Origin of the sequence: Pseudarthrobacter sp. lyk4-40-TYG-27 (assembly GCF_030209295.1) — a bacterium.
In the GTDB taxonomy this organism is placed as follows: domain Bacteria; phylum Actinomycetota; class Actinomycetes; order Actinomycetales; family Micrococcaceae; genus Arthrobacter.
Genome location: NZ_JARVSH010000003.1, coordinates 427728 through 451660, shown reverse-complemented (window position 1 = coordinate 451660; position 23933 = coordinate 427728). Strand labels below are relative to the sequence as shown.

Annotated in this window: 24 protein-coding genes and 1 tRNA gene; 7 read left to right on the top strand and 18 right to left on the bottom strand. The window is 66.6% G+C overall.

What is annotated here, in order from left to right:
• Position 1: 1 nt before the first annotated feature.
• The 6 genes from QRM96_RS06605 to QRM96_RS06580 are packed head-to-tail and all read right to left on the bottom strand — an operon-like array spanning position 2 to position 7493.
• Positions 2–1717 carry a serine/threonine-protein kinase gene (locus QRM96_RS06605; protein WP_133832428.1) on the bottom strand — a complete coding sequence of 572 codons (1716 nt, stop codon included), beginning with the start codon at positions 1715–1717 and terminating at the stop codon, positions 2–4.
• The gene (locus QRM96_RS06600) at positions 1714–3174 is read right to left on the bottom strand and encodes a peptidoglycan D,D-transpeptidase FtsI family protein (protein ID WP_026264867.1); all 1461 of its coding nucleotides are present in this window, start codon (positions 3172–3174) and stop codon (positions 1714–1716) included. The genes QRM96_RS06605 and QRM96_RS06600 overlap by 4 nt, the downstream gene beginning before the upstream one ends.
• Complete coding sequence (locus tag QRM96_RS06595; RefSeq protein WP_018762791.1) at positions 3171–4568, bottom strand: FtsW/RodA/SpoVE family cell cycle protein; 1398 nt, start codon at positions 4566–4568, stop codon at positions 3171–3173. Before QRM96_RS06595 ends, QRM96_RS06600 begins: the two co-directional genes overlap by 4 nt.
• Positions 4565–6262, bottom strand: a complete 1698-nt coding sequence (locus tag QRM96_RS06590) for a PP2C family protein-serine/threonine phosphatase (RefSeq protein WP_109044858.1) — start codon at positions 6260–6262, stop codon at positions 4565–4567. The genes QRM96_RS06595 and QRM96_RS06590 overlap by 4 nt, the downstream gene beginning before the upstream one ends.
• Before the next feature lie 2 nt (positions 6263–6264).
• A complete protein-coding gene (locus QRM96_RS06585) occupies positions 6265–6747 on the bottom strand; it encodes an FHA domain-containing protein FhaB/FipA (RefSeq protein ID WP_018762789.1) in 483 nt (160 codons plus the stop codon).
• Positions 6744–7493 carry an FHA domain-containing protein gene (locus QRM96_RS06580; RefSeq protein WP_018762788.1) on the bottom strand — a complete coding sequence of 250 codons (750 nt, stop codon included), beginning with the start codon at positions 7491–7493 and terminating at the stop codon, positions 6744–6746. Before QRM96_RS06580 ends, QRM96_RS06585 begins: the two co-directional genes overlap by 4 nt.
• 396 nt (positions 7494–7889) lie before the next feature.
• Here QRM96_RS06580 and QRM96_RS06575 point away from each other — a divergent pair.
• A tRNA-Leu gene (locus tag QRM96_RS06575) sits at positions 7890–7972 on the top strand.
• Positions 7973–8079: 107 nt separating this feature from the next.
• On the opposite strand, the gene QRM96_RS06570 is transcribed toward QRM96_RS06575, so the two are convergent.
• Together QRM96_RS06570 and QRM96_RS06565 are read right to left on the bottom strand one after the other, a co-directional pair.
• On the bottom strand, positions 8080–8811 hold the full coding sequence (locus tag QRM96_RS06570; protein WP_109044860.1) for a FadR/GntR family transcriptional regulator: 732 nt from the start codon (positions 8809–8811) through the stop codon (positions 8080–8082).
• Between the two features lie 9 nt (positions 8812–8820).
• On the bottom strand, positions 8821–9948 hold the full coding sequence (locus QRM96_RS06565) for an L-talarate/galactarate dehydratase (RefSeq protein WP_285318919.1): 1128 nt from the start codon (positions 9946–9948) through the stop codon (positions 8821–8823).
• Positions 9949–10098: 150 nt separating this feature from the next.
• Here QRM96_RS06565 and QRM96_RS06560 point away from each other — a divergent pair, with 150 nt between their 5' ends.
• Complete coding sequence (locus QRM96_RS06560; protein ID WP_285318918.1) at positions 10099–11028, top strand: NADP-dependent oxidoreductase; 930 nt, start codon at positions 10099–10101, stop codon at positions 11026–11028.
• A 15-nt stretch (positions 11029–11043) separates the two neighbouring features.
• On the opposite strand, the gene QRM96_RS06555 is transcribed toward QRM96_RS06560, so the two are convergent.
• On the bottom strand, positions 11044–11754 hold the full coding sequence (locus QRM96_RS06555; RefSeq protein ID WP_231369923.1) for a TetR/AcrR family transcriptional regulator: 711 nt from the start codon (positions 11752–11754) through the stop codon (positions 11044–11046).
• Between the two features lie 138 nt (positions 11755–11892).
• On the opposite strand from QRM96_RS06555, the gene QRM96_RS06550 reads away from it, so the two are divergent.
• Together QRM96_RS06550 and QRM96_RS06545 are read left to right on the top strand one after the other, a co-directional pair.
• Positions 11893–13284 (top strand): flavin monoamine oxidase family protein, encoded by a 1392-nt coding sequence (locus QRM96_RS06550; protein ID WP_109044222.1) that lies wholly within the window; start codon positions 11893–11895, stop codon positions 13282–13284.
• A gap of 66 nt (positions 13285–13350) precedes the next feature.
• Complete coding sequence (locus tag QRM96_RS06545; protein ID WP_018763393.1) at positions 13351–13833, top strand: pyridoxamine 5'-phosphate oxidase family protein; 483 nt, start codon at positions 13351–13353, stop codon at positions 13831–13833.
• Between the two features lie 21 nt (positions 13834–13854).
• Here QRM96_RS06545 and QRM96_RS06540 read toward each other — a convergent pair whose 3' ends face one another.
• Together QRM96_RS06540 and QRM96_RS06535 are read right to left on the bottom strand one after the other, a co-directional pair.
• Complete coding sequence (locus tag QRM96_RS06540; protein WP_018763392.1) at positions 13855–14463, bottom strand: DUF6919 domain-containing protein; 609 nt, start codon at positions 14461–14463, stop codon at positions 13855–13857.
• A 60-nt stretch (positions 14464–14523) separates the two neighbouring features.
• Positions 14524–15153, bottom strand: coding sequence for a hypothetical protein (locus QRM96_RS06535; RefSeq protein WP_285318915.1), 630 nt, complete (start codon positions 15151–15153; stop codon positions 14524–14526).
• 154 nt (positions 15154–15307) lie between these two features.
• Here QRM96_RS06535 and QRM96_RS06530 point away from each other — a divergent pair, with 154 nt between their 5' ends.
• A complete protein-coding gene (locus tag QRM96_RS06530) occupies positions 15308–15688 on the top strand; it encodes a VOC family protein (protein ID WP_109044220.1) in 381 nt (126 codons plus the stop codon).
• 3 nt (positions 15689–15691) lie between these two features.
• On the opposite strand, the gene QRM96_RS06525 is transcribed toward QRM96_RS06530, so the two are convergent.
• Positions 15692–16096: a DUF5997 family protein gene (locus QRM96_RS06525; RefSeq protein ID WP_026265045.1), complete on the bottom strand. Its 405-nt coding sequence runs from the start codon at positions 16094–16096 to the stop codon at positions 15692–15694.
• Between QRM96_RS06525 and QRM96_RS06520 the strand changes: the two genes are divergently transcribed.
• On the top strand, positions 16059–16880 hold the full coding sequence (locus QRM96_RS06520) for a LysR substrate-binding domain-containing protein (protein ID WP_206073865.1): 822 nt from the start codon (positions 16059–16061) through the stop codon (positions 16878–16880). The genes QRM96_RS06525 and QRM96_RS06520 overlap by 38 nt on opposite strands.
• A gap of 128 nt (positions 16881–17008) precedes the next feature.
• Positions 17009–17542: a MarR family winged helix-turn-helix transcriptional regulator gene (locus QRM96_RS06515; RefSeq protein WP_109044219.1), complete on the top strand. Its 534-nt coding sequence runs from the start codon at positions 17009–17011 to the stop codon at positions 17540–17542.
• A gap of 46 nt (positions 17543–17588) precedes the next feature.
• Here the strand turns inward: QRM96_RS06515 and QRM96_RS06510 are convergent, their stop codons facing one another.
• The 6 genes from QRM96_RS06510 to QRM96_RS06485 form a co-directional block, all read right to left on the bottom strand.
• Entirely contained in the window at positions 17589–17927 is a 339-nt protein-coding gene (locus tag QRM96_RS06510; RefSeq protein WP_285318914.1) for a hypothetical protein, read from the bottom strand.
• Positions 17928–17936: 9 nt separating this feature from the next.
• Complete coding sequence (locus tag QRM96_RS06505; protein WP_285318913.1) at positions 17937–19187, bottom strand: D-arabinono-1,4-lactone oxidase; 1251 nt, start codon at positions 19185–19187, stop codon at positions 17937–17939.
• Between the two features lie 59 nt (positions 19188–19246).
• The gene (locus QRM96_RS06500) at positions 19247–20095 is read right to left on the bottom strand and encodes a pentapeptide repeat-containing protein (protein ID WP_285318912.1); all 849 of its coding nucleotides are present in this window, start codon (positions 20093–20095) and stop codon (positions 19247–19249) included.
• A 183-nt stretch (positions 20096–20278) separates the two neighbouring features.
• On the bottom strand, positions 20279–22051 hold the full coding sequence (locus tag QRM96_RS06495) for an amidase (protein WP_285318911.1): 1773 nt from the start codon (positions 22049–22051) through the stop codon (positions 20279–20281).
• On the bottom strand, positions 22048–23148 hold the full coding sequence (locus tag QRM96_RS06490; protein WP_018763382.1) for an agmatine deiminase family protein: 1101 nt from the start codon (positions 23146–23148) through the stop codon (positions 22048–22050). Before QRM96_RS06490 ends, QRM96_RS06495 begins: the two co-directional genes overlap by 4 nt.
• A gap of 49 nt (positions 23149–23197) precedes the next feature.
• Entirely contained in the window at positions 23198–23908 is a 711-nt protein-coding gene (locus tag QRM96_RS06485) for an alpha/beta fold hydrolase (RefSeq protein WP_285318910.1), read from the bottom strand.
• Between the last annotated feature and the right edge of the window lie 25 nt (positions 23909–23933).

Sequence of the window (23933 nt, the reverse complement as noted above, 5' to 3'; positions counted from 1 at the left end):
GTCAGGGAGTGCAGGTCGGGGGCGTTCCGGGCGTTTGGCCGGCCGCACAGGTTGGCAGCGGTGAGATGGGCGTCGGCCCCGCCACGGGTGAGGTGGTGGGCGCCGGCGTCGGGGCCGCCGTGGTGGGGGCGGGTTTCGGAGCCGTCGCGTAGATGACCGTAATCAGCGAACCCTTGGGCACTGTTCCGGTGGGGTTCAGCTCCAGGACAGTTCCCGGGGTCGCGGTGCTCTCCTGCGGCAGGACCGTCACCTGGAGCCCCAGGCCGGCCAGCGAAGCCTGGACCTGCCGGTAATCCTTGCCCAGGTAGGCCGCCGGAATCACGTTGACCGTGTCCTGGGTGGGCGTGGGCGTGGGCGTTGGTGTGCTGCGGGTCTGCGTGGGCGTGGCCGACGCTGTGGTGCGGGTTGGGGTGGCCGACGGGGAAGGGGTGCTGCTGGTGCTGGTGCTGGTGCCGGACGTCGGGTTGCCGGCCGGCGAGAAGAGGCCCACCTGGTTCAACAGGAAACCCACCAGGGCAAACAGGAGCAGCAGGATTAGGGCGACCAAAGGCCAGGTCCAGGGACTGCGGCCCTTGCGCCGCGGCTCGTCGGCGGGGCCGTCGTCGTACCTCTCCTCCTCCTGGTCCCAGTTCCGTTCCGCCGCCAGGGCGTTGGCGCGCGCAAGATGCCCCTGCGGGCCGTCCGCGCCGGCGGCCGCTGCGCCTGCAGCAACCCCGGCCGCGGCACCGGCGGCACCGGCGCCCAGGACCGGCAATGCCGACGTTGCGGTGGGAGCGGAATCACGCTGCGCGCCGATCACGCCGGTGGGAGCAGTGGCTGTGTCCACCGGGGCGGTGATGGGTCCGGTCTCGGCATCGAACAGCAGCATGCCCGGCACGGCGGCGCGAGCTGCGTTGATGTCGCCGTTCCGGATGGCCTCCGCGGCCTCGGCCAGTTTGATGGCGTTGGCCGGGCGGTTCTTCGGATCCTTGGCCAGCATGGACATCAGGAGCGCACGGACCGGGGTGGGGAGAGACTCCGGGAGCGGTGGCGGTGCATCGTTCACCTGGGCCAAGGCAATGGCGATCTGCGATTCACCGGAGAAAGGCCGGTGGCCGGTGAGGCACTCGTAGCCGATGACGCCCAAGGAATAGATGTCCGATGAACCGGTGGCGGTCTGCCCGGTGGCCTGTTCCGGCGCCAGGTACTGCGCTGTTCCCATGACCTGGCCCGTCTGGGTCAGGGGGACCTGGTCGGCGAGGCGGGCGATGCCGAAATCGGTCACCTTGACCCGGCCGTCGGGGGTGATCAGCAGGTTTCCCGGCTTGACGTCGCGGTGGACCAGGCCCTGCGCGTGCGCGACGGCCAAGGCCCGGGCAGTCTGGGCGATCATCGAGAGCGTACGGTCCGGTGAAAGCACCTGCTCGTGCTCGATGATGCTGCTCAGCGGCTGCCCCGGAACCAGTTCCATGACCAGGTAGGCGGAGCCCTCCTCTTCGCCGTAGTCGAAGACGTTGGCGATGCCCACGTGGTTCAGCAGGGCCGTGTGGCGGGCCTCGGCGCGGAAACGCTGCAGGAAGCCGGGGTCGCCGGTGTACTCCTCCTTCAGCACCTTGATCGCGACGATGCGGCCCAGGACGAGGTCTTTGGCTTTCCAGACTTCGCCCATACCGCCGATCGCGATCCGCGTGGTCAGCTGGAATCTGCCGCCGAGGGTGATTCCCGTTGTAGGCCTCACTTATTCAACACCGCCTCAAAAATCTTCTTCGCGTTGGGACTGGTCAGCTTTGCTCCCGCGTAGATGTCTACGCCTTCCATGACAATCGTGACGCTGACCTTCGGGTTATCAGCGGGGGCGAACCCGGTGAACCACGAGTTGTTGGTTCCGTTTCCGAGTTCAGCGGTGCCGGTCTTGCCAGCGACCTGTACCCCGGGGACGGCCGCGCCCTTGGCGATGCCGTCGGTCACCACGCTGGTCATCCAGTCGGTGATTTGCTTGGCGATTTCCGGGGTAGTGGACGTCCTGAGCTGTGCCGGCTGGGGCTCGTCAATGACGCGCAGATCCGGGGACCGCAGGGTCTTGACGAGGCTTGGCGCCATCTGGACGCCGCCGTTAGCGATGGCGTTCGTCATCATGTTGACCTGCAGCGGCGTGACCCGGACGTCCTTTTGGCCGATGGCGGACTGGGCCAGTCCGGGCTTGTCCAGGTTGTCGGGGAACACGTTGCCTTGGGCATGGCCGAGCTTGAGCTGGTCCCCGACATCCTCGCCAATCCCAAACTTCTTAGCCTGGTCGGCGATGGCGTTGCGGCCAAGGTCCAATGCGATGCTCGCGAACGGTGTGTTGCAGGACTGCTGGAGTGCGAACGCGAACGTGGCGGTGTCCCTGGTGTAGCAGTTGCCGCCGGCGTAGTTGGGCAGCTTGTACTGGATGCCGTCAAATGGCATCTCAGCGGGATTGGGCAGCACGCTGTCCTTATTGTATTTCCCCGAGGCAAGCGCGGCCGCCGTGTCCACGAGCTTGAAAACGGATCCCGGGGCGAGCAGCGCGCCGGTGGGGCCGCTAACGTTCTGGTTCAGGTTAATGCCGGGCACCTTGACCAGTTCGTTGATGTTGGTGCTCTCCGCAGTGGGATCCTGCGTGGCCACCAGGTTCGGGTTGTAGGACGGCTTGGACACCATCGCAAGGATGGCGCCCGTCTTGGGATTGGTGACGACGATCGAGCCGCGCTGGCCATCCGGGATGAGGCTGTAGGCCAACTGCTGGATCTGTGGATCGATGGTCAGTTCCACCGACGCGCCCTTGGGCTGGTTGCCCAGGAAGAGCTGGCCTACGCGGTCCAGGAAGAGCTGGTCCGAGTTGCCTGCCAGTTCGGCCCCCATGGACTGCTCCAGCCCCGTGGCGCCGTAGTTCTGGGAGAAATACCCGGTCAGTCCCGCGTACAGCTCGGGCTGGGTGTACGTGCGCTGGAATTTGCAGGTTTCCGAGTTGCTCTCCACCGACTCCGCCACCGGAGTTCCGCCCACAATGATCGAACCCCGGTCATTGCAGTAGGTCTGGAGGATGGCGCGCTTGTTCCACGGGTTGTCCTTGAGCTCATCGGCGCCCACCACCTGCACGTAGCTGATGGCCCCGAAGATCAGGGCGAACATTGCGATGGCCGCGACCCATGAGTGCCGTATTGCCTGGTTCATGCGTGCTTCACCGCCTCGGTTGGAGTATCAATACCTGTTGATTCGGACCCGGCCGACGGCGGCAGCGGAGTGGTGTCCACCGGTCCACGGGCCGTGTGCGAGATCATCAGCAGCAGCCCCACGATGATCCAGTTGGCCAGCAGGGACGAGCCTCCCGCAGCCAGGAAGGGCGTGGTGAGGCCGGTCAGCGGAATCAGCCGCGTGACGCCGCCGATCACCACAAAGCACTGAAGCGCCACTGCGAAGGACAGTCCGCAGGCCAGCAACTTTCCAAAGGCGTCCCGGGTACCCAGGGCGGCCCGGAACCCGCGGGTGAACAGCAGCAGGTACATCAGGACCACCGCGAAAAGTCCGATCAGGCCCAGCTCCTCGCCCAGGGAGGCAATGATCATGTCGCTGTTGGCGAACGGAACCAGGTCGGGGCGCCCCTGCCCCAGGCCGGTACCCACCAGGCCGCCGTTGGCCATGCCGAAGAGGCCCTCGACGATCTGGAAGCTGCCGCCGTATTGCCGCCCGTAGACCTCATCGGTGAAGGCGTTCAGCCAGCCGTCGATCCGCAGGCCCACATGGGAGAAAACCTGCGAGGCGATGAGGCCGCCACCCAGGAACAGCGCCATGCCAATGACGACCCAGCTGATGCGGCTGGTGGCCACATAGATCATGACGATGAACAGGCCGAAGAACAGGACGGAGGAGCCAAGGTCGCTCTGGAAGACCAGGACGCCAATGCTCACCAGCCAGGCGGCGATCATGGGGCCGAGGTCCTTGAAACGCGGGAACTGCAGCGGCCCCACCTTGCGGCCTGCGAGCAGGATGAGGTCCCGGTTGGAGGAGAGATAGCCGGCAAAGAAGATCGCCAGGGTGATCTTTGCGATTTCACCGGGCTGGAAGGTCATGGGACCTATCCGGATCCACACGCGGGCACCGAGGATTTCACCGGCGCTGATGCCTGGAATCAGGGGGAGCACCAGCAGGACTGCACTGGCCGCCAGTGAAATAAACGTGAACCGGCGCAGCACCCTGTGGTCTTTGAGGAACCAGATGACTGCAATGGCCACGGCCATGGCGATCAGGGTCCAGCGGAGCTGGTTGTTCCCGGTATCACCGCCGGGAGGGTCCAGCCGGTGGATCATCGCCAGGCCCAGGCCGTTCAGGGCAACTACCAGTGGAAGTATTACCGGATCAGCATATTTCGCGCGGAAGCGCAGGACGCCGTGGAACGCCAGGGATGCTGCGGCCAACAGGCTTGACTGGAACCAGAAATCGGAGTCAAAGGCCTTCTGCTGGTCCACACCCACCAGCATGTTCGCGCCGATGCCCACCGTCAGGGCAAGCAGCAGCAGGAGGAGCTCAACGTTGCGGCGGGGCTTGGGGGCGGTGTTGACCTGGCTCATTTGGCCCCCTGGCAGGTGATGGTGGGTGTGGGAGATGGTGACGGTGCCGTCGGGGTGGGCGCCGGTACGGGGGCGCCTGATGCCGGCGGAGGAGCCGCACTGTCGGTTGGTGCGGGTGGCGACGCGGACGCGGACGGCTTGGGGCATTCCTCTTCCGGTGACGTGCTGCCCGTCAGCTCGAGGTTCTTGACGATCCGCTGGGCGTCGTAGAGGTCGTTCGCCGGCACGGTTTGGCGGACGCGCTGCTGCGAGAAGGGCGGCAGGGAATCCATCCGGATATCAGTCACGGCTTCGAGGGATGAGAGCTGGATGGGGCCAAGCCGCTGGGAAACCCCGTTGTAGATGGCCACCCGGGAATCAAACTCGCCCACGTAATAGCGGGTTTGAGTCCAGGCATAGCCCAGCCAGAGGCCAATGGCCACCACGACCACCACGGCGGCTGCAACGGACCACGCGATCCAGCGGCGGGGACGAAGCGGAACAAGGGTGTCCGCGGTGTCGCCGGCCGGTTCCGCTTTGTGGGTGAGCAATGTTGCTGCGCGCCTGGCCACGGTGCGCCCGGCAACCGTGGGGATGGACCCGGATTCCGCGGCGGAAGCAGCCGCACCCACCAGTTCATGCGGGCGGGAGGCAAGCTCCTCGCGGAGGACCTCGGCGGACAGGTGTTCGCCCAAGTGCGGGTCCGTGCTGCCGGGCTCGGCGGAACGTGAGTCCGGGTCAGTGGCGTCGCCGTCGGCGGCTGCGGTGGATGTAGGTTCCTTTGCATCGTCGCCGGTGCCGGTGTCCGGCGGCGCGGGAGCCTGCCTGGCTTGATCCGAAGCGGGGGCTGCAGGCTTGGCGGCCCCTCCGGCAGCTGCCGCGGCAGCGGGCATGCTGCCAGGCGGCGGCATGATGATCTCGACGGCGGCCGTGCTGACGTCGTCGGCCGTTTCCGGGACGATGTCCAGCACCACCACGGTGACGTTGTCCGGGGATCCGGCCTCAAGGGTCAGGTCAACCAGGGTTTCCGCGCACTCGCGCAGGTCCTTGGTTTCCCGGATTGTCCGTTCCACGGCATGCCCTGCAACGTAGTTCAGTCCGTCCGAGCAGAGCAGCCAGCGGTCGCCCTGCCGCGCTTCCAGTGTGTCCAGGTCCAGCTCGGGGCTGGCGTCGACATCACCCAGGACGCGCATCAGGACGTTCTTGTGCGGGTGCGTTTCGGCTTCCTCGGGCCGGAGGCGGCCCTCATCGATCAGCCGCTGGACAAAGGTGTGGTCAACGCTGACTTGCTTGAATTCTCCGTCGCGGAGCCGGTAGGCGCGGGAATCGCCGATGTGGGCGAAGTGCAGCTTCCCCCCGGCCAGCAGCAGGGCGGTCACGGTGGTGCCCATCCCCGCGAGCTTGGGGTTGATGTGCACGAGTTCGGAGAGCAGGGAGTTGGCGGTCTGTATTTCGTCGGCCAGGATGGTGCCGGCATCGTCGCCGTAGTCGGGCCGGTCCAGGTGGATCATGTCCAGGACGGTGGCGGCGGAAGCGACGTCACCACCTGCGTGCCCGCCCATGCCATCGGCCACCACCGCGAGGTGCCGGCCCACGTAGGCGGAGTCGTCATTCTTGGAGCGGATCCGGCCCACGTCCGAACGCGCTGCGTAACGCATGATGAGGGGCCGCTCCGCCGGATCGGGTCCGGGTGCGGTTTTTTCAGTGACGGCCACGGCTACGGCCTCAATTCGATGACCGTCTTGCCGATTCTCACGGGTACCCCTGGCTCAACCGGCAAGGCGCGGGTCAGTTGCTGGTCTCCCAGGTATGTTCCATTGGTGGAGCCGAGATCTTCGATGAACCACCGGCTTCCCTGCGGGAACAGCCTGGCGTGGCGGCCGGAGGCGTAATCGTCCTCCAGGACCAGGGTGGCTTCCTGGGCGCGTCCCAGGAGGATGGGGCTGGCGGCCAGGGGAAGGGTTTTGCCCTTGAGTGGGCCTTCCACCACGACCAGCTGCCGGGCCTGCTGCTTCACAGGCTGTTGCAGCGGTTCGGCCAGTTCCGGGTTACGGCGGACCTGGCGTGCCGTGGGTGCGCCGGCAGCTGCCTTGCGGCCCACCATGAGGTCGCGGCGCATGGCCGAGACGATGCTGAAGATGAGCACCCAGAGGAGCAGCAGGAAGCCGAACCGCAGCGCGGTGATGGTGAGGTCGCTCATGCGCGGCCACCCGGGCTGGCAGGAAGCAGGCGGAAGATAATCTTTGTCCGTCCCATCGTGATGGTGGAGCCGTCCGTGAGTTCGGTGCTTCCGGAGACCCTCTGCCCGTTGACGTAGCTGCCGTTGGTGGAACCAAGGTCCACCGCATTCGTTACGCCGTCGGCCGTGCGGATTTCGAGGTGGCGGCGCGAGACACCGGTGTCCTCGATGTGGATGTCTGCCTCGGAGGACCGGCCCAGGATGATGGACTGGGCGTTCAGCGAATAACGCTGGCCGTCAATATCGAGCACAGGCTGGAGCCTCGCCGGCTGCCGGCTCGGTGCCGCGGGAACATTGGGCCGCGCCTGGGCGGGTGCCGGAGCCGGGGCACCTTGGGATTTCTCGGTCGAGGAAGCGATCTCGAAGTCACCGGCCCGAAGCCCGGACTCCCGGCGAAAGGATATCCTGACCGGCCCCTGGAGGATGTAGCCCTGGCCGCGGACATGGTTGATGACGACGTCGCAGAGTTCTTCGGCGAGGGGAGTGCCCCACTCCTGTGCCCGCCGGAAGTCCTCATCGCTGAGCTGGACATCGAAAACGTTGGGCACCAATGTGCGGCCTGCGGCCACGGTAAGGGCCTTGTGGTCCACTTCGCGGCGGAGCCTGCTGGCAATCTCCACGGGCTCGACCTGGGCCTTGGAACCGGTGGAGAAGACACCGCGGACGGCCTTTTCAATGCCGCGTTCGACCCTGTCCAGCAGACCCATGGTTCTTCTCCTTTCCCCCCGGTTCCAGGGAAGCCGTTGTTCCTGACCAGCACCTGCAGTGCAGTGCGCCGCATTGTGGGGTGGCTGCCGACGGCAGCCGCTCCTGTATCCGATACTACTGTCCAGCCCCGTGAATGACCTTAATCCACAACGGCCGGGCGGCGGCAAAAGTTCGTCTTCACATCCGGGCGTCCCTCGCGCCGGCCCGGCGTTCGGCGGCGTCGAAGGCCCGTTCCGGTGCAGTTTTTTCCCTGCCGACAGCCGGGTCCGGGGGTGCCGAAGGCGGCGGCCTGGCGGCCAATTGGTAATTTGCCGCATGTGTCCGTTATGCTTGATCTCGCTGCTTTTACGAGGTGCAGGTACGGAAATCCGGGCCGGCTGAGTGGAAGAAGTTGCGCGCGAGTGGCGGAACGGCAGACGCGCTGGCTTCAGGTGCCAGTGTCCGAAAGGGCGTGGGGGTTCAAATCCCCCCTCGCGCACGCATATGGAAAAGCCCCGGTCTTGGACCGGGGCTTTTTTGCGTTCCCGGCCGCTCATGGGCTGGTTCGCGGATCCGTCCCTATAAAGAACGGGTGTGCGAACACGCTTAGGAATGCGGCGGCGAAGCGTCCTGCGGCGCGGCCGGGCGCGCGGACGCCTTGAACCGGCGTCGTGAATTGGCCAGGTGGCTTCGCATGGCAGCTGCCGCGGCCGCCTCGTCACCATCGGCGATGGCCTCCAGGATGGAGCGGTGCTCCAGCACCACCTGGTCGAAATGGTCCCGGGCATAATGCTCGACGCCGGTCATCAGGCGGGTGCGCGGCATCGCGATCATGGTCTGCCCCAGGGCTGCCAGGCAGTCGGAGTAATAGGGGTTGCCGGAGGCCGCAGCCACGGCCCGGTGGAATTCGAAGTCCGACTTCATGGCGTGGGCGGGGTGGCCCGAGCTTTCGGTAAAGGCCTCCAATGCGGTGCCGACGGCCCGCAACTGCCTGTCCGTGCGGTTGCGGGCCGCCAATGCCGCGGCCTCCGTCTCCACGCCCATGCGGAATTCCAGCAGGTGGAGCCTGTCCTCTGTGCTGGCCACTGGACGTCCACCCGGCATGGCCGGCGGTGCGTCCGAGGGCGGCGTGAGGGCGAAACTGCCGCGTCCGCGTTCGGTTTCAACGAGTCCCTCGGCCTGCAGCCTTGTCAGGGCTGCACGCACCACCGTGCGGCTGACGCCGAAATCATTGATGAGCGTGTTTTCGCTGGGCAGCTTCTCGCCCGGCTGGATGACACCGTCGACGATGCGGTTGCGAAGGTCAGCGGCGAGATCCGCGGTGAGGTTCCGGCTCATGGGTCAAGGTTACGCGCCGAAGGTCACGCTTTCGGTTGTCCAGGCGCGGGCTTGGTCGCTGAGGGTGATGCCGAGGCCGGGGCGGTCCGGGACGATCATCCGGCCGTCTTTGGTTTCGAGGCGTTCGTTGAACAGCGGGTCGAGCCAGTCGAAGTGCTCTACCCAGGGTTCGCGGGGGTAGGTGGCGGCGAGGTGGAGGTGGATTTCCATGGCGAAGTGCGGGGCTAGGCCCAGGCCGCGTTCGTCGGCGAGGGCGGCGAGTCGGAGGAATTGGGTGATGCCGCCGACGCGTGGGGCATCGGGTTGGATGATGTCGCAGCCGTTGGCGTTGATCAGGGCTTTGTGTTCGGCGACGGAGGCGAGCATTTCGCCGGTGGCGATGGGGGTGTCCAGGACGTGGGCGAGGTGGGCGTGGCCTTCGAAGTCGTAGGCGTCCAGCGGTTCTTCGATCCAGGCCAGGTTGAAGTCTTCGAGGCGGCGGCCCATGCGCAGGGCTGTGGCGCGGTCCCACTGTTGGTTGGCGTCGACCATCAGTGGGACGTCGGGGCCGATGTGGTCCCGGATGCCGGCGACCCGGCGGAGGTCTTCCGTGCTGTCCGGCAGGCCTACTTTGATTTTGATGCCGCCGATGCCTTCCTCGATGGACCGGCTGGCCCGGTCCTTGACTTCTTCGAGGGTGGCGTTAAGGAAGCCGCCGGAGGTGTTGTAGGTCCGTACCGAGTCGCGGTACGAGCCCAGGAGCTTGGCCAGGGGCAGGCCCGCGCGTTTTGCCTTCAGGTCGTACAGGGCGATGTCGACGGCGGCCAGGGCCTGGGTGGCGACGCCGGAGCGGCCCACGGAGGCCCCGGCCCACAGGAGTTTGGTGTAGATCCTGGCGATGTCGTTGGGGTCCTCGCCGATCAGGCCCTCGGCGACCTCTTTGGCGTGGGCGTACTGTGCCGGTCCGCCGGCCCGTTTGGAGTAGCTGAAGCCGATGCCCGAATGCCCGAGTTCGGTGGTGATCTCGGCGAACAGGAAGACCACCTCGGTCATGGGCTTCTGCCGGCCGGTGAAGACTTTGGCGTCGCTGATGGGAACAGTGAGCGGCAGGCGCGCGGTGGACAGCTTGACGTGCCGGATCAGATCGACAGTACTCATTGATACTCCTAGGGGCGTGACTGGGCTCCATCGCCCACCTCTTTAGGATATAAGTTGATAACTTGTATTACAAGTTTGGGCTTTTGTTGTACTCACCACTCCGGGATCGCGGCAGGAATAGCGCCGGGCTGCGGTGCTGTTGACCCAGGCATGAAAGCAATTACCTACAGCGAATACGGCAGCCCCGATGTCCTTGAGCTCACCGAGCAGCCCATGCCGAAGGTGGGTCCGGGAATGGTCCTGGTCAAGGTGAAGGCGGCTGCAGTCAATCCGGTGGACTGGAAGATCATGGCGGGTTACCTGGATGCGGCCATGGACCTGCAGTTCCCGGCGATCCCGGGATGGGATGTGGCAGGCGTGGTGGAGTCGGTGGGAATCGATTCCCGGCAGTTCAAACCCGGCGACGAAGTGATCGCCTACGGGCGCAAGGACTACGTCCACGGCGGCAGCTTCGCCGAATACATTGCCTTGCCCGAAAGGCTCTTGGCGCGGAAACCCGCCGCCCTTGACTGGAGCGGGTCCGCAGGCCTTCCGCTGGCGGGCTTGACTGCCTACCAGGTGCTGAACCGCCTTGGCCTCAGCGCAGGCGAGACCGTACTGATCCATGGCGGCGCCGGCGGCGTGGGATCCCTGGGCATCCAGATTGCCGTGGCGCTGGGCGCCGAAGTCATTGCGACGGCGTCGGAAAAGAACCACGATTTCCTCCGCTCCCTGGGCGCGCACCCCGTCACGTATGGTGACGGTCTTGCCGACCGGGTCCGGTCCCTGCGGCCCGGCGGGGTGGACGTGGTTGCCGATTTTGTCGGCGGCAACCTGGCGGCCACCCTCGACGTGCTTGCAGAAGGCGGACGGCATGCTTCGATCGCCGACAGTGACGTTGAAGAGCATGGCGGCACCTGGATGTGGGTCAGCCCTGTCGGCGCCCAGCTTCAGGAACTGGCGGACCTGGTGGATGAAAGGAAGATGCGGGTGGAGGTTGCCGAGGTGTTTCCCCTGGCCCGGGCCGCGGACGCATTCCGGCTCAACATGGAGGGGCATACCCGGGGCAAGATCGTGGTGACGGTGGATCACACAGTCTGAGTCCGCAACTGCCCGTTATTTCCTGATTGCGCCGAATCCTGCAATCAGCGCCTCGAGTCCGAGGCGGAAGGCGGTGTCGGCCGGGCGGCCGCGTTCCTGCCCGGCCGAGGCCTCCTGCCCTGATGCCGAATGTCTCACGGCCGCCGTGAAATAGGGCGTGGATTCCGCCATTGAACCGGCGTCGAAAATGTCCTCGGGCGCCGTGACGTCGTAGGCGGAGCCGAAGATAAAGGACTCCAGTGCCACGATGGAGGGTACGATCCGGTCCTGGGGAAAGCCGGCGTCCGAAAATCCCTTGCTGACGGTCTCGTACATGGCGAGGGTCTGCGGGGCATCCGTCACAGGCAGGACGGCGATGACGGGAATCAGCGGGGTGTGTTCTGCAAAGACATCCCGGTAGCTCCAGGCCCAGGTGCGCACGGCGTCTTCCCAGCTGCTGCCGCCGAATCCGGAGACATCCACCAAGGACATTAGATGGTCCTCCACCAGGAGCAGCACGTCGTGCTTGGACGCCACGTGGTTGTAGAGGGCGGACGGCGCAACGTCCAACACCTTGGCGAGGGCGGCCATGGTCAGCCCGTCATAGCCTTTGCGGCTGACCAGCTTCAGCGCGGCCGAGGTAATCCCCGCTTTGTCCAAGACCGCCGCCGACGGCCTGCCCGCCCGCCTCTTCTGCGCGCCCCCGCTGGTGGCGGCGCGTCCCTGTGCGGCTGATAGTGCCGGCATTCCTGCCCTTTCGTCGGTAGTCTCCAGCATTATTCCATCCGGGACTTCCGCTCCCGGATGCCACCGGTTATAGTTCTACTAAATGAATGCCATTCATTTAGTGGTTTCCATCACTAGGGAAGCCGAAGAGAGGACATCATGCTGAACCTGAACCGCGACGTCGTGGTCGTTGGAGCCGGGCCGTCCGGACTCACCGCCGCCCGTGAACTGAAGAAGGCCGGCCTCACCGTCGCCGTACTTGAGGCCCGCGACCGCGTGGGCGGCCGCACCTGGACGGACACCGTGGACGGCGCCATGCTCGAGATTGGCGGCCAGTGGGTTTCCCCGGACCAGACCGCCCTCCTGGAACTCCTCCGGGAACTGAACCTGGAGACCTACCCGCGCTACCGCGACGGCGAGTCCATCTACATCGGCGCGGACGGCACCCCCGTGCGCTACACCGGCGACTCCTTCCCCGTGGACGCGGACACCGCCGTCGAAATGGACCGCCTGGTGGCCCTCCTGGACGGCCTGGCCGCCGAGATTGGCGCCACGGAACCGTGGGCCCACCCGAAGGCCCGCGAACTGGACACCATTTCCTTCCATCACTGGCTGCGGCAACACTCGGCCAACGAGGAAGCCTGCAAGAACATTGGCCTCTTCATCGCGGGCGGCATGCTCACCAAGCCGGCCCACGCCTTCTCCGCCCTGCAGGCGGTCCTGATGGCCGCCTCCGCCGGCTCGTTCACCCACCTGACGGACGAGGACTTCATCCTCGACCGGCGCGTGGTGGGCGGGATGCAACAGGTTTCGCTGCTTCAGGCGCAGGAACTGGGCGACGACGTCGTCCTGGACTCCCCGGTGCGCACCATCAACTGGGAGCAGGATGCCGACGGCGGCTACCGGGCCGCCGTCGAGTCTGACCGCGCTACCGTCAACGCCCGGTTTGTGGTCATGGCCGTGCCGCCCAACCTCTATTCCCGAGTCTCGTTCAACCCGCCGTTGCCGCGCCGCCAGCACCAGATGCACCAGCACCAGTCCCTGGGCCTGGTCATCAAGGTCCACGCCGTCTACGCCACTCCTTTCTGGCGGGACAAGGGACTTTCGGGTACCGGCTTTGGCGCGGATGCTTTGGTGCAGGAGGTCTACGACAACACCAACTACGGAGATTCCCGCGGCACGCTGGTGGGCTTCGTCTCGGATGAGAAGGCGGACGCCGTCTTTGAGCTCAGCGCCGACGCCCGGAAGAAGGCCATCCTGGAATCCATTGCCGGCTTCCTTGGCGACGAAGCCCTGGCTCCGGAGGTTTACTACGAGTCCGACTGGGGCTCGGAGGAGTGGACCCGGGGCGCCTACGCTTCCAGCTACGACCTGGGCGGCCTGCATCGTTACGGCAAGGACCAGCTGGCACCCGTGGGTCCTATCTACTGGTCCTCGTCCGACCTGGCCGCGGAAGGCTACCAGCACGTCGACGGTGCCGTCCGCATGGGGCGCCTGACCGCCGCGCGCATCGCCGAGGTGGCGAAGGTTCCGGTTGCCGCCGGCTGGTAAATAAGCATGCTTACTAATAGGCTGGCGGCGGGGAGCGTCCCCGACTTCAGACGAACGAGGTGAGGCATGACTGACGCGCAGAGCATCAGCAAGGTTACTGAGATCATCAACGATGCCAAGATCGGGATGGTCACCACCATCAACGAAGAAGGCGCCCTCGTCAGCCGGCCGCTGGCAGTCCAGGAGGTCATGGACGACGGCGATATGTGGTTCTTCACCGGCCTGGGCACCTCGCAGGTGGCGCACGTCCGGGCAGATCCGCGCGTCAACGTCGCCTTTGGCAAGAACACCGAATGGGTTTCCGTTGCCGGAACCGCCGAGGTGGTCACGGACCGGGCCAAGATCCACGAAATGTGGAACCAGGTGGTCGAGGCGTGGTTCCCCGACGGTCCGGACACCCCCGAAGTGTGCCTGCTCCGGGTCGAATCGGACTCCGCGGAGTACTGGACCAGCCCGGGTGGCACTGCGGCCACCGTGCTGCAGTGGGTGAAGTCTAAGGTCACCAACAGTCGGATGAGTGTTGGCGAGAGCGGAACCGTGGAGCTTTAGCAGAACCAGGGGGCGGAGCGGCTACGGCTGCTCCGCCCTTTTCAACGCCTGCAGGACTGCCGGCAGCAGCACGTCATTGCGGCCCCACAGCGGATCCAGGATCTCCACGTACCAGGAGTCCGCGAGGAGCAGGGCCAGGGCATCGTTGGTTTCCACGGCCCAGTCCCGGATCTGTTCCTCTTCCACCGGGTTTTCGCTGGAGCCGAGGACCGTGGTCACTTCCGATCCGGCGATGGTCACGGGGATGGCTGCGCTGCTGGCCTCGCCAGGCGCGTGCGCCACCGTCACCAGTTCGGTGCGGGTGGACAGCGCCAGCAGTTCACCAGCGGTGGCCGCACTGCAGAAGCCCGTGACGTATTCGCGTTGCGCCGCCGCACCGTCCCGGATGCCCGGTTGGGATTCCTTGGTGAAGAGGCCGTGCCGGTTCAGCTCTGCCAAGGCCCCGGCGATGGGCCTGGTCTCGTCGTCGGAGCCCGGGGCAAAGTGTCCGGGCTGGTAGGAACTACCGCCCTCCAGCCACCGGGCCGTCAGTTCCCCGGCGGCCTCAAGGGTAGTGGCTTGGCGCCAGACTCCACGGTCCTCCAACAGCCGGCCGAACTTGTCACGGACGGGCACTTCCTCAGGCTTCATCTTCGGATGCTATCGCCGGGGCGGCGGCCCGATCCACCGCCCCCGACACAGCAGTTAACCTCAGCCGGCCTGGTCGGCCGGCTGGCGGGATGGAATTCCGGCCGCCCGTTCGGCCGCCCGTTCGGCCGCCGCCAGGGTCGCCGCCAGGCTCCCGACGGCGTCCGGGTACGTCGCGTGCGCGGCAGTGCGCAGCTGGTCCGCCGTGCGCATCGCCTTGATCAGGGCGGAGGTCTCCGGCAGGCGCACGTCCGTCAGGGCGGGGTAGTCGATCATGCTGGCCGGATCGAGCTCATAGCGGCGCCAGCGGAGCAAAAGCTCGTCATGCCGAGCCGTCGCCGCCTGATGGGCAGAGAGCTGCCGGCGGTGCTCACGGCGGCCCGCATGCCAGGCCAGGTACCGGGGGGTGGCGTGGTGGGCGGCAATTCCCGCGGCCACCGCCGCGCCCGCCATGACAAGCCCGGACCAGGGGGACACCATCGCAGGGATGATCAACGCCGGAAGTGCAACGCACGAGCCCAGGAAAAGGTCCCAGAACAGCTGGTCCGGCACCTCGGCGGCGCGGCCCTTGGGTCCCAGTGCCCGGCGTCTTACGGCAAAAACTGTGGCGGCCACGCTGGCAACCAGGACCGGACCACACAACAGGACCGCCCACGCACCTTGATGCAGTCCCTGGAACAGGAATTCGGCCATGGCTGACATTGTGCACCTCCAGCGCCCGCAGGCCCCGGCCGGAACGCCCGGGCTGGTCATTCCATTGCATCGTCTTCCGGGCACCGCGTCAATGGCGTCAGGGAATGGCCACAGGGGGTACTGCAAAGCATCGGGAGGTGGGTAGCGTGGACCCATGCGTATCAAAATGTGCAGCATTCATGTCCAGGATCCCGCAGCGGCCCATGCCTTCTACACGGGGACCCTGGGCTTTGACACGCTCATGGCCATGCCTGAGTACAACCTCTACATCATCAAGGACCCCGGCGCGGACGACAGTTCCACGGGGTTGCTCCTGGAGCCCAGCGACAACCCGATCGGCGCGGACTACATGAACTCCGTGCGCGAAGCGGGCCTGCCCGCCATCGTCTTCGGCGTCCCGGACGTCCAGGCCGAATTCGAACGGCTGACGGCGGCCGGCGTCAGCTTCAAGACGCCGCCCACCACGGATCCCTTCGGCACCAGTGCCGTGTTCGACGACGGCTGCGGCAACTACATCCAGATCCACCAGGACTGAGGGCTACTCCGCCTTCGCGCGGTCCTTCTTGGCCTGCTTTTTCGCCGCCTCTTCCTTGACCCGCTGGGCCTCGGCGCGGACGGCAGCGTGCGTGGAACGCTCGGTGACCAGCCATTGTGGCGGTGCCTGCAGCAGGGCGGTGATTTCCGCCGTCGTAAGCGCTTCCTCCACGCCGCCGCGGGCAAGGCCGCTGATGGACACGTTCAGCTTCTGTGCCACCACCGGGCGGGGGTGCGGGCCGTTGCGGCGGAGCTCGGCGAGCCACTCCGGCGGGTTGGCCTGGAGCTCGGCGAATTCCTCGCGGGTGATGGTTGAATCCTGGAACTCCTGCGGCGCAGCAGGCAGGTAGATGCCAAGTTTCTTGGCAACGGTGGCCGGCTTCATGGACTGGGAGTTTGCAGAGGTCATGCTTCAAGGGTATCCGGGCGGCGGGTACTGTGAAGACGTGCCCGCCGACAATACCCCTGCCCCTGACGCCCCGGACGCCGTTGCCGGCGCAGAGCCGCGGATGCTTCGCATCTCCTACGTGGCAGGAGTGACGCCCGGTAAGTGGATCCGCCGGTGGGAGGAGCGGATGCAGGATATTCCGCTGCGCGCATCCATGGTTGACGACGGCGACCAGCTGGAGGTGCTTCGCGACGGCAGGGCGGACATGGCCTTTGTCCGGCTTCCGGTGGACCGGACCGGCCTCAATGTCATCCCGCTGTATGAGGAGCAGCCCGTGGTGGTGGCCCCCAAAGGCCACGAGATCTCCGTGTTCGAGGAAGTGGCGCTCGCCGACCTGGAAGAGGAATCGATCCTGGATGTGGCCTCATTGGGTGGACCGGAGGCGGCGCTCCAGGTGGTTGCCACCGGCGCCGGGCTGGTGATCCTCCCCATGCCGGTGGCGCGCCACCTCAACGTCAAAGACACGGTGGCGCGGCGGCTGACCGGGTTGGACGGGACGGAAATCGGGCTGGCCTGGCCTGTTGACGCCACGGACGAGGTCCTTGAAGAGTTCATCGGCATCGTCCGCGGGCGCACTGCCCACAGTTCGCGGCAGCCCTCTGCCCAGCCGGTCAAGGAAAAGAAGGATCCCAAACCGGACCGGCGGGGAACCGGCACCAAAAAAGCCCCGAAAGTGGCCCAGCGCTATGCTCCCAACCCGGACAAGGGCCGTGGCAGGGGATCGCGGAAAAAGGGCAAAAGATAATCATTCACGGGTCCGTCGCGGCCAAATAATAAGTCTACTTGCGAATATGTTGCTAAGCATGCTTATTGTAGGAGGGTAGCGACGCGGGGTGACCAGCACCTTGCCACCTGCAGGAAGGCCGCGGCCCGATGACCAGCAACCTCGATCCTGATGCCCGGAGCAGTTACCGCCTGATCGCGTTGGCGGCGCGCCTGATCCAGCGGCGCCAGGACGATGCCCTGGCCCACCTTGGCCTCACCCGTGCCGCCGTCATTGCCCTGGAAGGGTTGACGGAGGGTCCGCTGAACCAGGAACAACTTGCCGAGGAAATCCGGGTCCAGAGCCAGACGCTGGGCCGGGTCCTCCTGCGGCTCGAAGCCGCCGGCCTGATTACCCGGACCCGCCAGGTCACGGACCGCCGGCAACTAAAGGTGGAACTGACGGATGCGGGCAGTGCCGCGGTCGAAGCCGCACGGGAAGCGGAGGTCAACGCCTACCCGCGCGACTCCGATATTTCGTGGAAAGCCCTCCGCGAGGAGCTGACGAAGTTCGTCCACGCGGTCCCGCCGGGCCATGACTCCGGAGTGGTCCCCTTCGCGCCGCCCGAACACCGTACGGGGCACCGCGGCCAGGCCAGCCGTGCCGGCGGCATGCGCGGCTGGGACCAGCCCCGGCAGAACTGATCACACGCGGGGAGCGTGCCGAACGTCCGCGGAACCCTCGTGCTGGTCAGGCCGGGCAGGCGTCCTTGAGGGCTTTGACCGAGTCCGCCGGCACCTGGTCCCCGGATGCAGCCACGTCGCCGAGCGGCGTCGTGATTTCCGCCGGGACCCCGGCCTCCCGGGCCGCGGACACCAACCCTGCCAGCGCCTTCTTATCGTCCACGCTGACAAGTCCGTCCTGGACCCTGGCGCAGATCTGCTTGGTGACCTCCTGGGCAACGGCGGAGGCGGCCTGGGAAGCGGCGGCGCTGGCCGCGTTGCCGGCCGCGTCCCCTGCCGCTCCGCATCCGGTCAACAACAAACCTGCGGACAGGACGGCGGTGAGGGCTGCGTGGCGGCGGATCATGCTTCCAGCCTACCGGCGCGCGGGAACCCCCAGGATGCTGTCCAGGAGCCCATTCCGGAACTTGCCCTCCGGATCGTGCCCGGCGGCGAAGGCCCGGAAGTCTGCGAAGCGCGGATAGAGCTTCTCCCAGTCGTAAGCGTCCGCGGTAAACAGCTTCCCCCAGTGCGGCCTCGCCCCGAAGGGCCGCAGGGCTTCTTCAAGGACCGGAAGGAAAGCCTCCACCTCGGGTTGCATCGGCTTCCAGGTAAAGTGCAAGGCCACGCTCGGCTGCCGGAAGAACGGGCTGAGCCAAAACTTATCGGCGGCGCCGGTGCGGATCTCCGAGACGAAGAGCAGGGGTGCGAGCTCGTCCGCGAGGGCCCGGACCGCCTGGAGGGCCGCGGGGGCCTGCCCGATGGGCAGGATGAACTCGCTTTGCAGCTCGTCCCCGTTGCTCGGCGTGAATTCATGGCGGAAATGCGGCAGACGGTCCAGCCAGGGCCCGGGCTGGTCCAGCTGGAGGGTGCAGTTCTCGGCAGACATGTCCGGCAGTGGATGGCGCGGGCGCTGGGCCGATGTGGCGCCGTACAGGTTGGCCAGCGGCTCTTCCCCGTCAAGGGCTTTGAGCCAGACCTGGTTGACGGTGTCACCGGCATAGTCCGTAAAGAGGCTGACGCTGTAGGCGCTGGACACGATGGCGGTGAAGTCCTCCAGCGCGGCATCCCACGGAAGGTCTTCCAGGACGCGCTGGCGCATGCTGAAGCTTGGCCGTACCGCCAGTTCCAGCCCGGTGACGATGCCGAGGGCACCCATGCCCACCACGCTGGCCAGGAAATCGTCCCCGTCCTTCCGGGACAGCGTGACCTGCTCGCCCGAGGCCCGAACCATGTCGATCGATTCCACGGCGCCGGCCAGTGCGGGGTTGTTGACGCCGGAACCGTGGGTGCCGGTCTGCACCGCGCCGGCTACCGAGATGTGCGGCAGTGATGCCATGTTGTGGATGGCAAGGCCGGCCTCTTCCAGCTTCCGGCACAGGGCACCGTAGCTCACCCCGCCGCTGACCCGGACCGTTGAACGGTCCGCACCCACCTCCACCTGCTGGGGGAGTGCATCGAGGAGGACGTGCACACCGTCCGTGTCGCCGACGCTGTTGAATGAGTGCCGTGACCCCAAGGCCTTCACCCGCGTCGATCCGGCGACGATGGCAGCCAGTTCGCTGACCGATTCCGGCCGCCGGACATCAGCGGAGGAGTATTGGAGGTTTCCTGCCCAGTTCTTCATTGAGTGGCTTTCGCTTGGTGTTGGGGTCATCCCACTGTCAGCGCTAACAAAGTGGGATGTCAAGGCACTTCCGCTGTGCGGGCGGCGGCCCGCCAGTGTCCGGGCCGTCCGATACCCGCCGGGAGGCTCGTGGCCGCGCTGCCCCGCGCCGCGGCAACCTGCGCCTGGGTGAGGAACAGCGCTCCCGCCAGGTCGGCGTCGTCCAGCCTTGCGTCCCGCAGGTCGGCGCCCAGCAGGTCCACAGCCGTCAGGTCCGTGCCGCGCAGGTCGGCGGCGATCAGGCAGGCCCCGCGCAGGTCCGCACCGCACAGCTGCCAGCCGCGGAGGTCGGCGCCTGCCAGATCGGCACTTGGAGCCAGGCGGACAACGCGCGGATCGGGGTCGAAGTAACCTGCGCGGACCTCCTCGCTGACCTCCCGCAGAACCGCGCCAACACTCTCATGGAGGGACCCGACGTCGGCTGCAAGGACCGTTTCGAGGCTTCCACCGGCGATTCCCTGTACGAGGCTGTGTACCTGGCCCACCTCCCGTGCCGTTTCCGGGCTGTAAGCAAGCGACTCCGCCCGGTCCAGTTGCCAGAGCATTTCGTGGAGCTGCCGCAGGACCTTGAAGGCGGCAAACATGTCCTTGGCCGACCGGGGATCGTCCCGCCAGCTGGTCCCTCCGAAGAGCCGCTGGCTGACGGCCTGGCCGGCGCCGAAGCAGTCAAACGCCGTGCAGCCTGCGAACCCGCGGGCGCGCAGGCTGCGGTGGATGGTGCAGGAGAAGTCGCCTGCCAGGTTGGGGCACGGGGTGGCTGGCGGCTTGTCGATGGCAAAGTCCGCGGAGCGGGTGAATCCGAAGGCGGTGCAACACAGTGCAAAGCACTGGGTGCAGTCAGGTGTGAGGCGTGGGGTGGTGGGTTCCATGGGGGCTCCCTGGGGTGGTTCCGATAAGGGTGCGGAAAGGAGGGGAACCCGGGTTCGGGTCCCCCTCCGGGGCGCACGGAATCACCGTTCCTGTACTGAAGGACAAGAACTGCCGGCAGCGGGAGGTCACAGGGAATGCATGCAAGTCACTGCGACCAGAATAGCCATTGCGGGCGTGCTCTGTCAGGAGGTCCCTGTATCTCCTGCCTGCGTGGTGCGCGGCGGCGGGACGCGGCGGCTGCCGGTGGTTTCGAAGGCCGCGGCCAGCCGGAGCAGGTCCGTGTCGCTGTACGCTTTGCCGGCGATGGTCAGGCCCACGGGCATGGCAAGGTCAGCCACGACTCCCATGGGGACCGTGACCGTGGGGATGCCCAGGTGCCGGGGGACCAGGTTTCCGTTGGCCACCCACACGCCGTTGCGCCACGCGATGTCTGCGGAAGCCTCGTTGCTGTCGGCATCGGCGGGTGCAACGTCGGCAGCTGCCGGGAACACCACGGCATCCAGTCCCAGCCGGTCCATCCATTCCTCCAGGTCGACGCGCCGGGTTTCCTCCAGCCCCGCCAATCCTTCGGGCAGGTGCGGAATATCGGCCAGGACTGGAACGCCGTACTCCCGGATCCAGGCGGGATAGTCGCTGATGTCGTCATCGAACCCGTCGTAGCGGTCCGGCAGCGAACCTTCAGGGGCTGGGAAGATGGCGGAGCCGTCCACGTCAGACAGGCGGTTCAGCCGCGGATCACCGTTGGCATCAAGGAAGTCATTCCACGCCCAGGCTGACAGGTCCACGATCTCCCGCCGCAGATACTCCGGGGACACGAATCCCCGCGTGGCGATGGTGGGCGCGCCCGGCCGGTCCCCTTCGTAGTTGGACACCACGGGGAAGTCCACCTCGATGACCTCCGCGCCTGCGGCCTCGAGGTCCTGCCGGGCTGCGTTCCAGAGGTCCAGCACCGAGTCCCGGGTATTGATCCGCTGCCCCGTGGGACCACCGATGCCCGGATGGTCCGACGTCCCGGCGTCGGGATCGGCGTTGATGTACATCCGGGGGATACCCAGCCGCTTGCCCGCGAGGACGCCGGCTGCTGCGAAAGCGTCCGGCACGGCCAGCTCAACGTACGACGGCGGGCGGACACTTGATGTTTTGGGTACCGGCACCCACGGCTGGACGCGCCAGAAATCCCCGCGTGCCTCGGCGTCGTCCGCCACCACGACGTCCAGGACTTCGAGCAGGTCGGCCATGGTCCGGGCGTGCGGAACCACCACGTCCATGGTGGGCACCAGGGGCCAGTTTCCGCGGACGGAAATGACCCCGCGCGAGGGGGTATAGGCACACAGGGCGTTGTTGGACGCCGGGGCGCGACCGGAGGACCAGGTCTCTTCCGCGAGGCCGAACGCCGCGAAACTGGCGGCGGTGGCGGTCCCGGAGCCGTTGGACGAACCTGACGCGAAGGCGGCCGTGAGGTAGTCCGCGTTGTATGGGCTTTCTGCCCGCCCGTAGACCCCGCGCTGCATCCCGCCGTTGGCCATGGGAGGCATGTTGGTAAGCCCGATCAGGACTGCGCCGCCGGCCCGGAGCCGTTCAATGGTGAAGGCGTCGCGCTGCGCCACCAGGTCCTTGAACGCCGGGGAACCGGCGGCCACGGTGAGGCCGCGGACCTGGTAACTGTCCTTGGCCGTGTAGGGGATGCCGTCCAGCGGGCCCAGCGTGAAGCCGGCCGCCCGGCGCCGATCGGACGCCTGCGCCTCGGCCACCGCCGCAGGGTTCATGACCACCATGGCATTTAGACATATGCCTGATGAGTCATATTTTCGGATCCGCTCCAGGTACAGCTCCACCAGCTCCTCGCTGGTGACCTCGCCGGACTCGAGCGCCGCACGCAGCCGGCTGATGCCGGCCTCGACGACGTTGAACGGGCGGGCTGCGGGCGCGGACTTTTGCTCCTCGACCAGTTTCACGCGGCCTCCTCCCTCGGGGCAGGCTGCTGCTGGGTGATGCAGTGAATGCCGCCGCCGAAGGCGAAGATGTCGCGGGCGTCCACCAGTTCCACAGTTCGGCCCGGGTACGCGCGCTCGAGGATGCCTGCGGCGATGGCGTCGTTGGGATCATCGAAGCTGCACAGCACCACCACGTCGTTAGCCACGTAGTGGTTGATGTAGGACCAGTCCACCCAACCTTCGTCGTCCTTGAGGGTTGTGGGCGCGGGAACGTCGATAATGCGCAGCGGCCGGCCCTGGGCGTCCATTTGGCCGGACAGGACCGCCTTCAGTTGGAGATAGACGGCGTGATCCGGGTGTGCGGGGTCGTCTTGGCGGTGAAGCAGGATGGTGCCGGGTCCAGCGAAGGTTGCCACGATGTCCACATGGCCGCGGGTGCCGAATTCGTCGTAATCGCGCGTGAGTCCGCGCGGCAGCCAGATGGCCTTGCTGGTCCCCAGTGCCGCGGAAACCTCCGCTTCCACGGAGTCCTTGGTGGCGCCGGGGTTGCGGCCGGGATCAAGCTGGACGGTCTCGGTCAGCAACACTGTCCCCTCACCGTCCACGTGGAATCCGCCGCCCTCGTTCACCAGTGGACTTGTCCGGACGGGGACGCCGGTTGTGGCGGCGACGGCCTTTGCCACTGCTTCGTCGTTGCCCCAGGCTGCCCATTCCTGGGCGCCCCAACCGTTGAAGATCCAGTCCACGGCGGCCACTGATCCGTCCGGTTGGTGTACGAAGGTGGGTCCGCTGTCCCGAAGCCAGGCGTCATCGAGGGGGACCTCCACGATGTCGATGCCCGTGCCGAGCCATTCCCGTGCGGCCGTGGCGTCCCGGGGATCGGCGACCACGGTGACCGGCTCGTACCTGGCAATGGTCTGTGCCACCCTGGTCCACGCGGCGCGGGCGCGGTCAAGGGTCGGGCTGCCTGTTGGACCGAAGGTTTCGTTGGGTGGCGGAAATGCCATCCAGGTGCGCTGGTGGGCCTCCCACTCGGCGGGCATCCCGGTGGTGGCGGAGGGCGAAACGTGGTTGGGGGCGGCGGTGGCCCCAACGGCGGTCGAATAAATGAATGACATTCATTTATTATGGAGAGGCGGATGTGTCGTGCGCAAGGGTTACGCCGATTCAGTCCATGCCTGACCGGTCAACGGCCGCCAGGATGGCGCGTGCCAGTTCCGCCGGCTTGGTGAATTGCGGCCAGTGGCCGGTGGGCAGGTCGACATAGTCGACGTCGTGGACCCGCGCCAGCTCGGCGACGAACGGACTGCCGGCCGCGATCCACTCCCTGAGCAGGGCCGCGGGAAACTCGCACGCAATCACAGTGGCGGGCACGGCGTAGCGGCGCTCGTCATGCAGGTGCTGCCTGCCGTAGGCCACGCCCCGCGGTTCGGGAATGGCGTGTGCGCGGAAGGCCCGGCGGAGCCCGTCGTCCAGGTCCACCAGGTCGGCGTCATCGAAGCTTTCCCAAGGCGGAAGGGGAATGTCGTCACCCTCGGCGGGCAGTTCGTCATTGATCACACCCCCTTCGCCCAGTGGGCCGCTGTCCACGTAGATGGCGCGCTCCACCTTGTCCGGCCGTGCGTCAACGGCCCCGTGGATGATGGCGCCACCTCCCGAATGCCCCACCAGGACCACCTTGCCGCCGATGGCATCGACGGCCTGGACCACGGCGTCTATGTGGTCCTGCAGCCCTATTCCGGCCCGGCTGGAGTCCACCGATTCCAGTCCGGGCAGGGTCAGGGGGTGGGGGCGGTGGCCCGCTGCCTCCAGGGCAGGTGTCACCTCCGCCCAGGATGAAGCGTCCAACCAGAATCCGGGTACCAGGATGATGTCCATGACCGCACCCTACCCCCCACCCCCT

What these genes read in the sequence shown, in the direction of transcription:
- QRM96_RS06500 (WP_285318912.1), bottom strand. Translation starts at nt 20,095, where the DNA reads ATGGAACCCACCACCCCACGCCTCACACCTGACTGCACCCAGTGCTTT.
- QRM96_RS06560 (WP_285318918.1), top strand. Translation starts at nt 10,099, where the DNA reads ATGAAAGCAATTACCTACAGCGAATACGGCAGCCCCGATGTCCTTGAG.
- QRM96_RS06600 (WP_026264867.1), bottom strand. Translation starts at nt 3,174, where the DNA reads ATGAACCAGGCAATACGGCACTCATGGGTCGCGGCCATCGCAATGTTC.
- QRM96_RS06535 (WP_285318915.1), bottom strand. Translation starts at nt 15,153, where the DNA reads ATGGCCGAATTCCTGTTCCAGGGACTGCATCAAGGTGCGTGGGCGGTC.
- QRM96_RS06505 (WP_285318913.1), bottom strand. Translation starts at nt 19,187, where the DNA reads ATGAAGAACTGGGCAGGAAACCTCCAATACTCCTCCGCTGATGTCCGG.
- QRM96_RS06585 (WP_018762789.1), bottom strand. Translation starts at nt 6,747, where the DNA reads ATGAGCGACCTCACCATCACCGCGCTGCGGTTCGGCTTCCTGCTGCTC.
- QRM96_RS06530 (WP_109044220.1), top strand. Translation starts at nt 15,308, where the DNA reads ATGCGTATCAAAATGTGCAGCATTCATGTCCAGGATCCCGCAGCGGCC.
- QRM96_RS06580 (WP_018762788.1), bottom strand. Translation starts at nt 7,493, where the DNA reads ATGGGTCTGCTGGACAGGGTCGAACGCGGCATTGAAAAGGCCGTCCGC.
- QRM96_RS06550 (WP_109044222.1), top strand. Translation starts at nt 11,893, where the DNA reads ATGCTGAACCTGAACCGCGACGTCGTGGTCGTTGGAGCCGGGCCGTCC.
- QRM96_RS06490 (WP_018763382.1), bottom strand. Translation starts at nt 23,148, where the DNA reads ATGTCATTCATTTATTCGACCGCCGTTGGGGCCACCGCCGCCCCCAAC.
- QRM96_RS06570 (WP_109044860.1), bottom strand. Translation starts at nt 8,811, where the DNA reads ATGAGCCGGAACCTCACCGCGGATCTCGCCGCTGACCTTCGCAACCGC.
- QRM96_RS06525 (WP_026265045.1), bottom strand. Translation starts at nt 16,096, where the DNA reads ATGACCTCTGCAAACTCCCAGTCCATGAAGCCGGCCACCGTTGCCAAG.
- QRM96_RS06515 (WP_109044219.1), top strand. Translation starts at nt 17,009, where the DNA reads ATGACCAGCAACCTCGATCCTGATGCCCGGAGCAGTTACCGCCTGATC.
- QRM96_RS06545 (WP_018763393.1), top strand. Translation starts at nt 13,351, where the DNA reads ATGACTGACGCGCAGAGCATCAGCAAGGTTACTGAGATCATCAACGAT.
- QRM96_RS06595 (WP_018762791.1), bottom strand. Translation starts at nt 4,568, where the DNA reads ATGAGCCAGGTCAACACCGCCCCCAAGCCCCGCCGCAACGTTGAGCTC.
- QRM96_RS06555 (WP_231369923.1), bottom strand. Translation starts at nt 11,754, where the DNA reads ATGCCGGCACTATCAGCCGCACAGGGACGCGCCGCCACCAGCGGGGGC.
- QRM96_RS06565 (WP_285318919.1), bottom strand. Translation starts at nt 9,948, where the DNA reads ATGAGTACTGTCGATCTGATCCGGCACGTCAAGCTGTCCACCGCGCGC.
- QRM96_RS06485 (WP_285318910.1), bottom strand. Translation starts at nt 23,908, where the DNA reads ATGGACATCATCCTGGTACCCGGATTCTGGTTGGACGCTTCATCCTGG.
- QRM96_RS06540 (WP_018763392.1), bottom strand. Translation starts at nt 14,463, where the DNA reads ATGAAGCCTGAGGAAGTGCCCGTCCGTGACAAGTTCGGCCGGCTGTTG.
- QRM96_RS06510 (WP_285318914.1), bottom strand. Translation starts at nt 17,927, where the DNA reads ATGATCCGCCGCCACGCAGCCCTCACCGCCGTCCTGTCCGCAGGTTTG.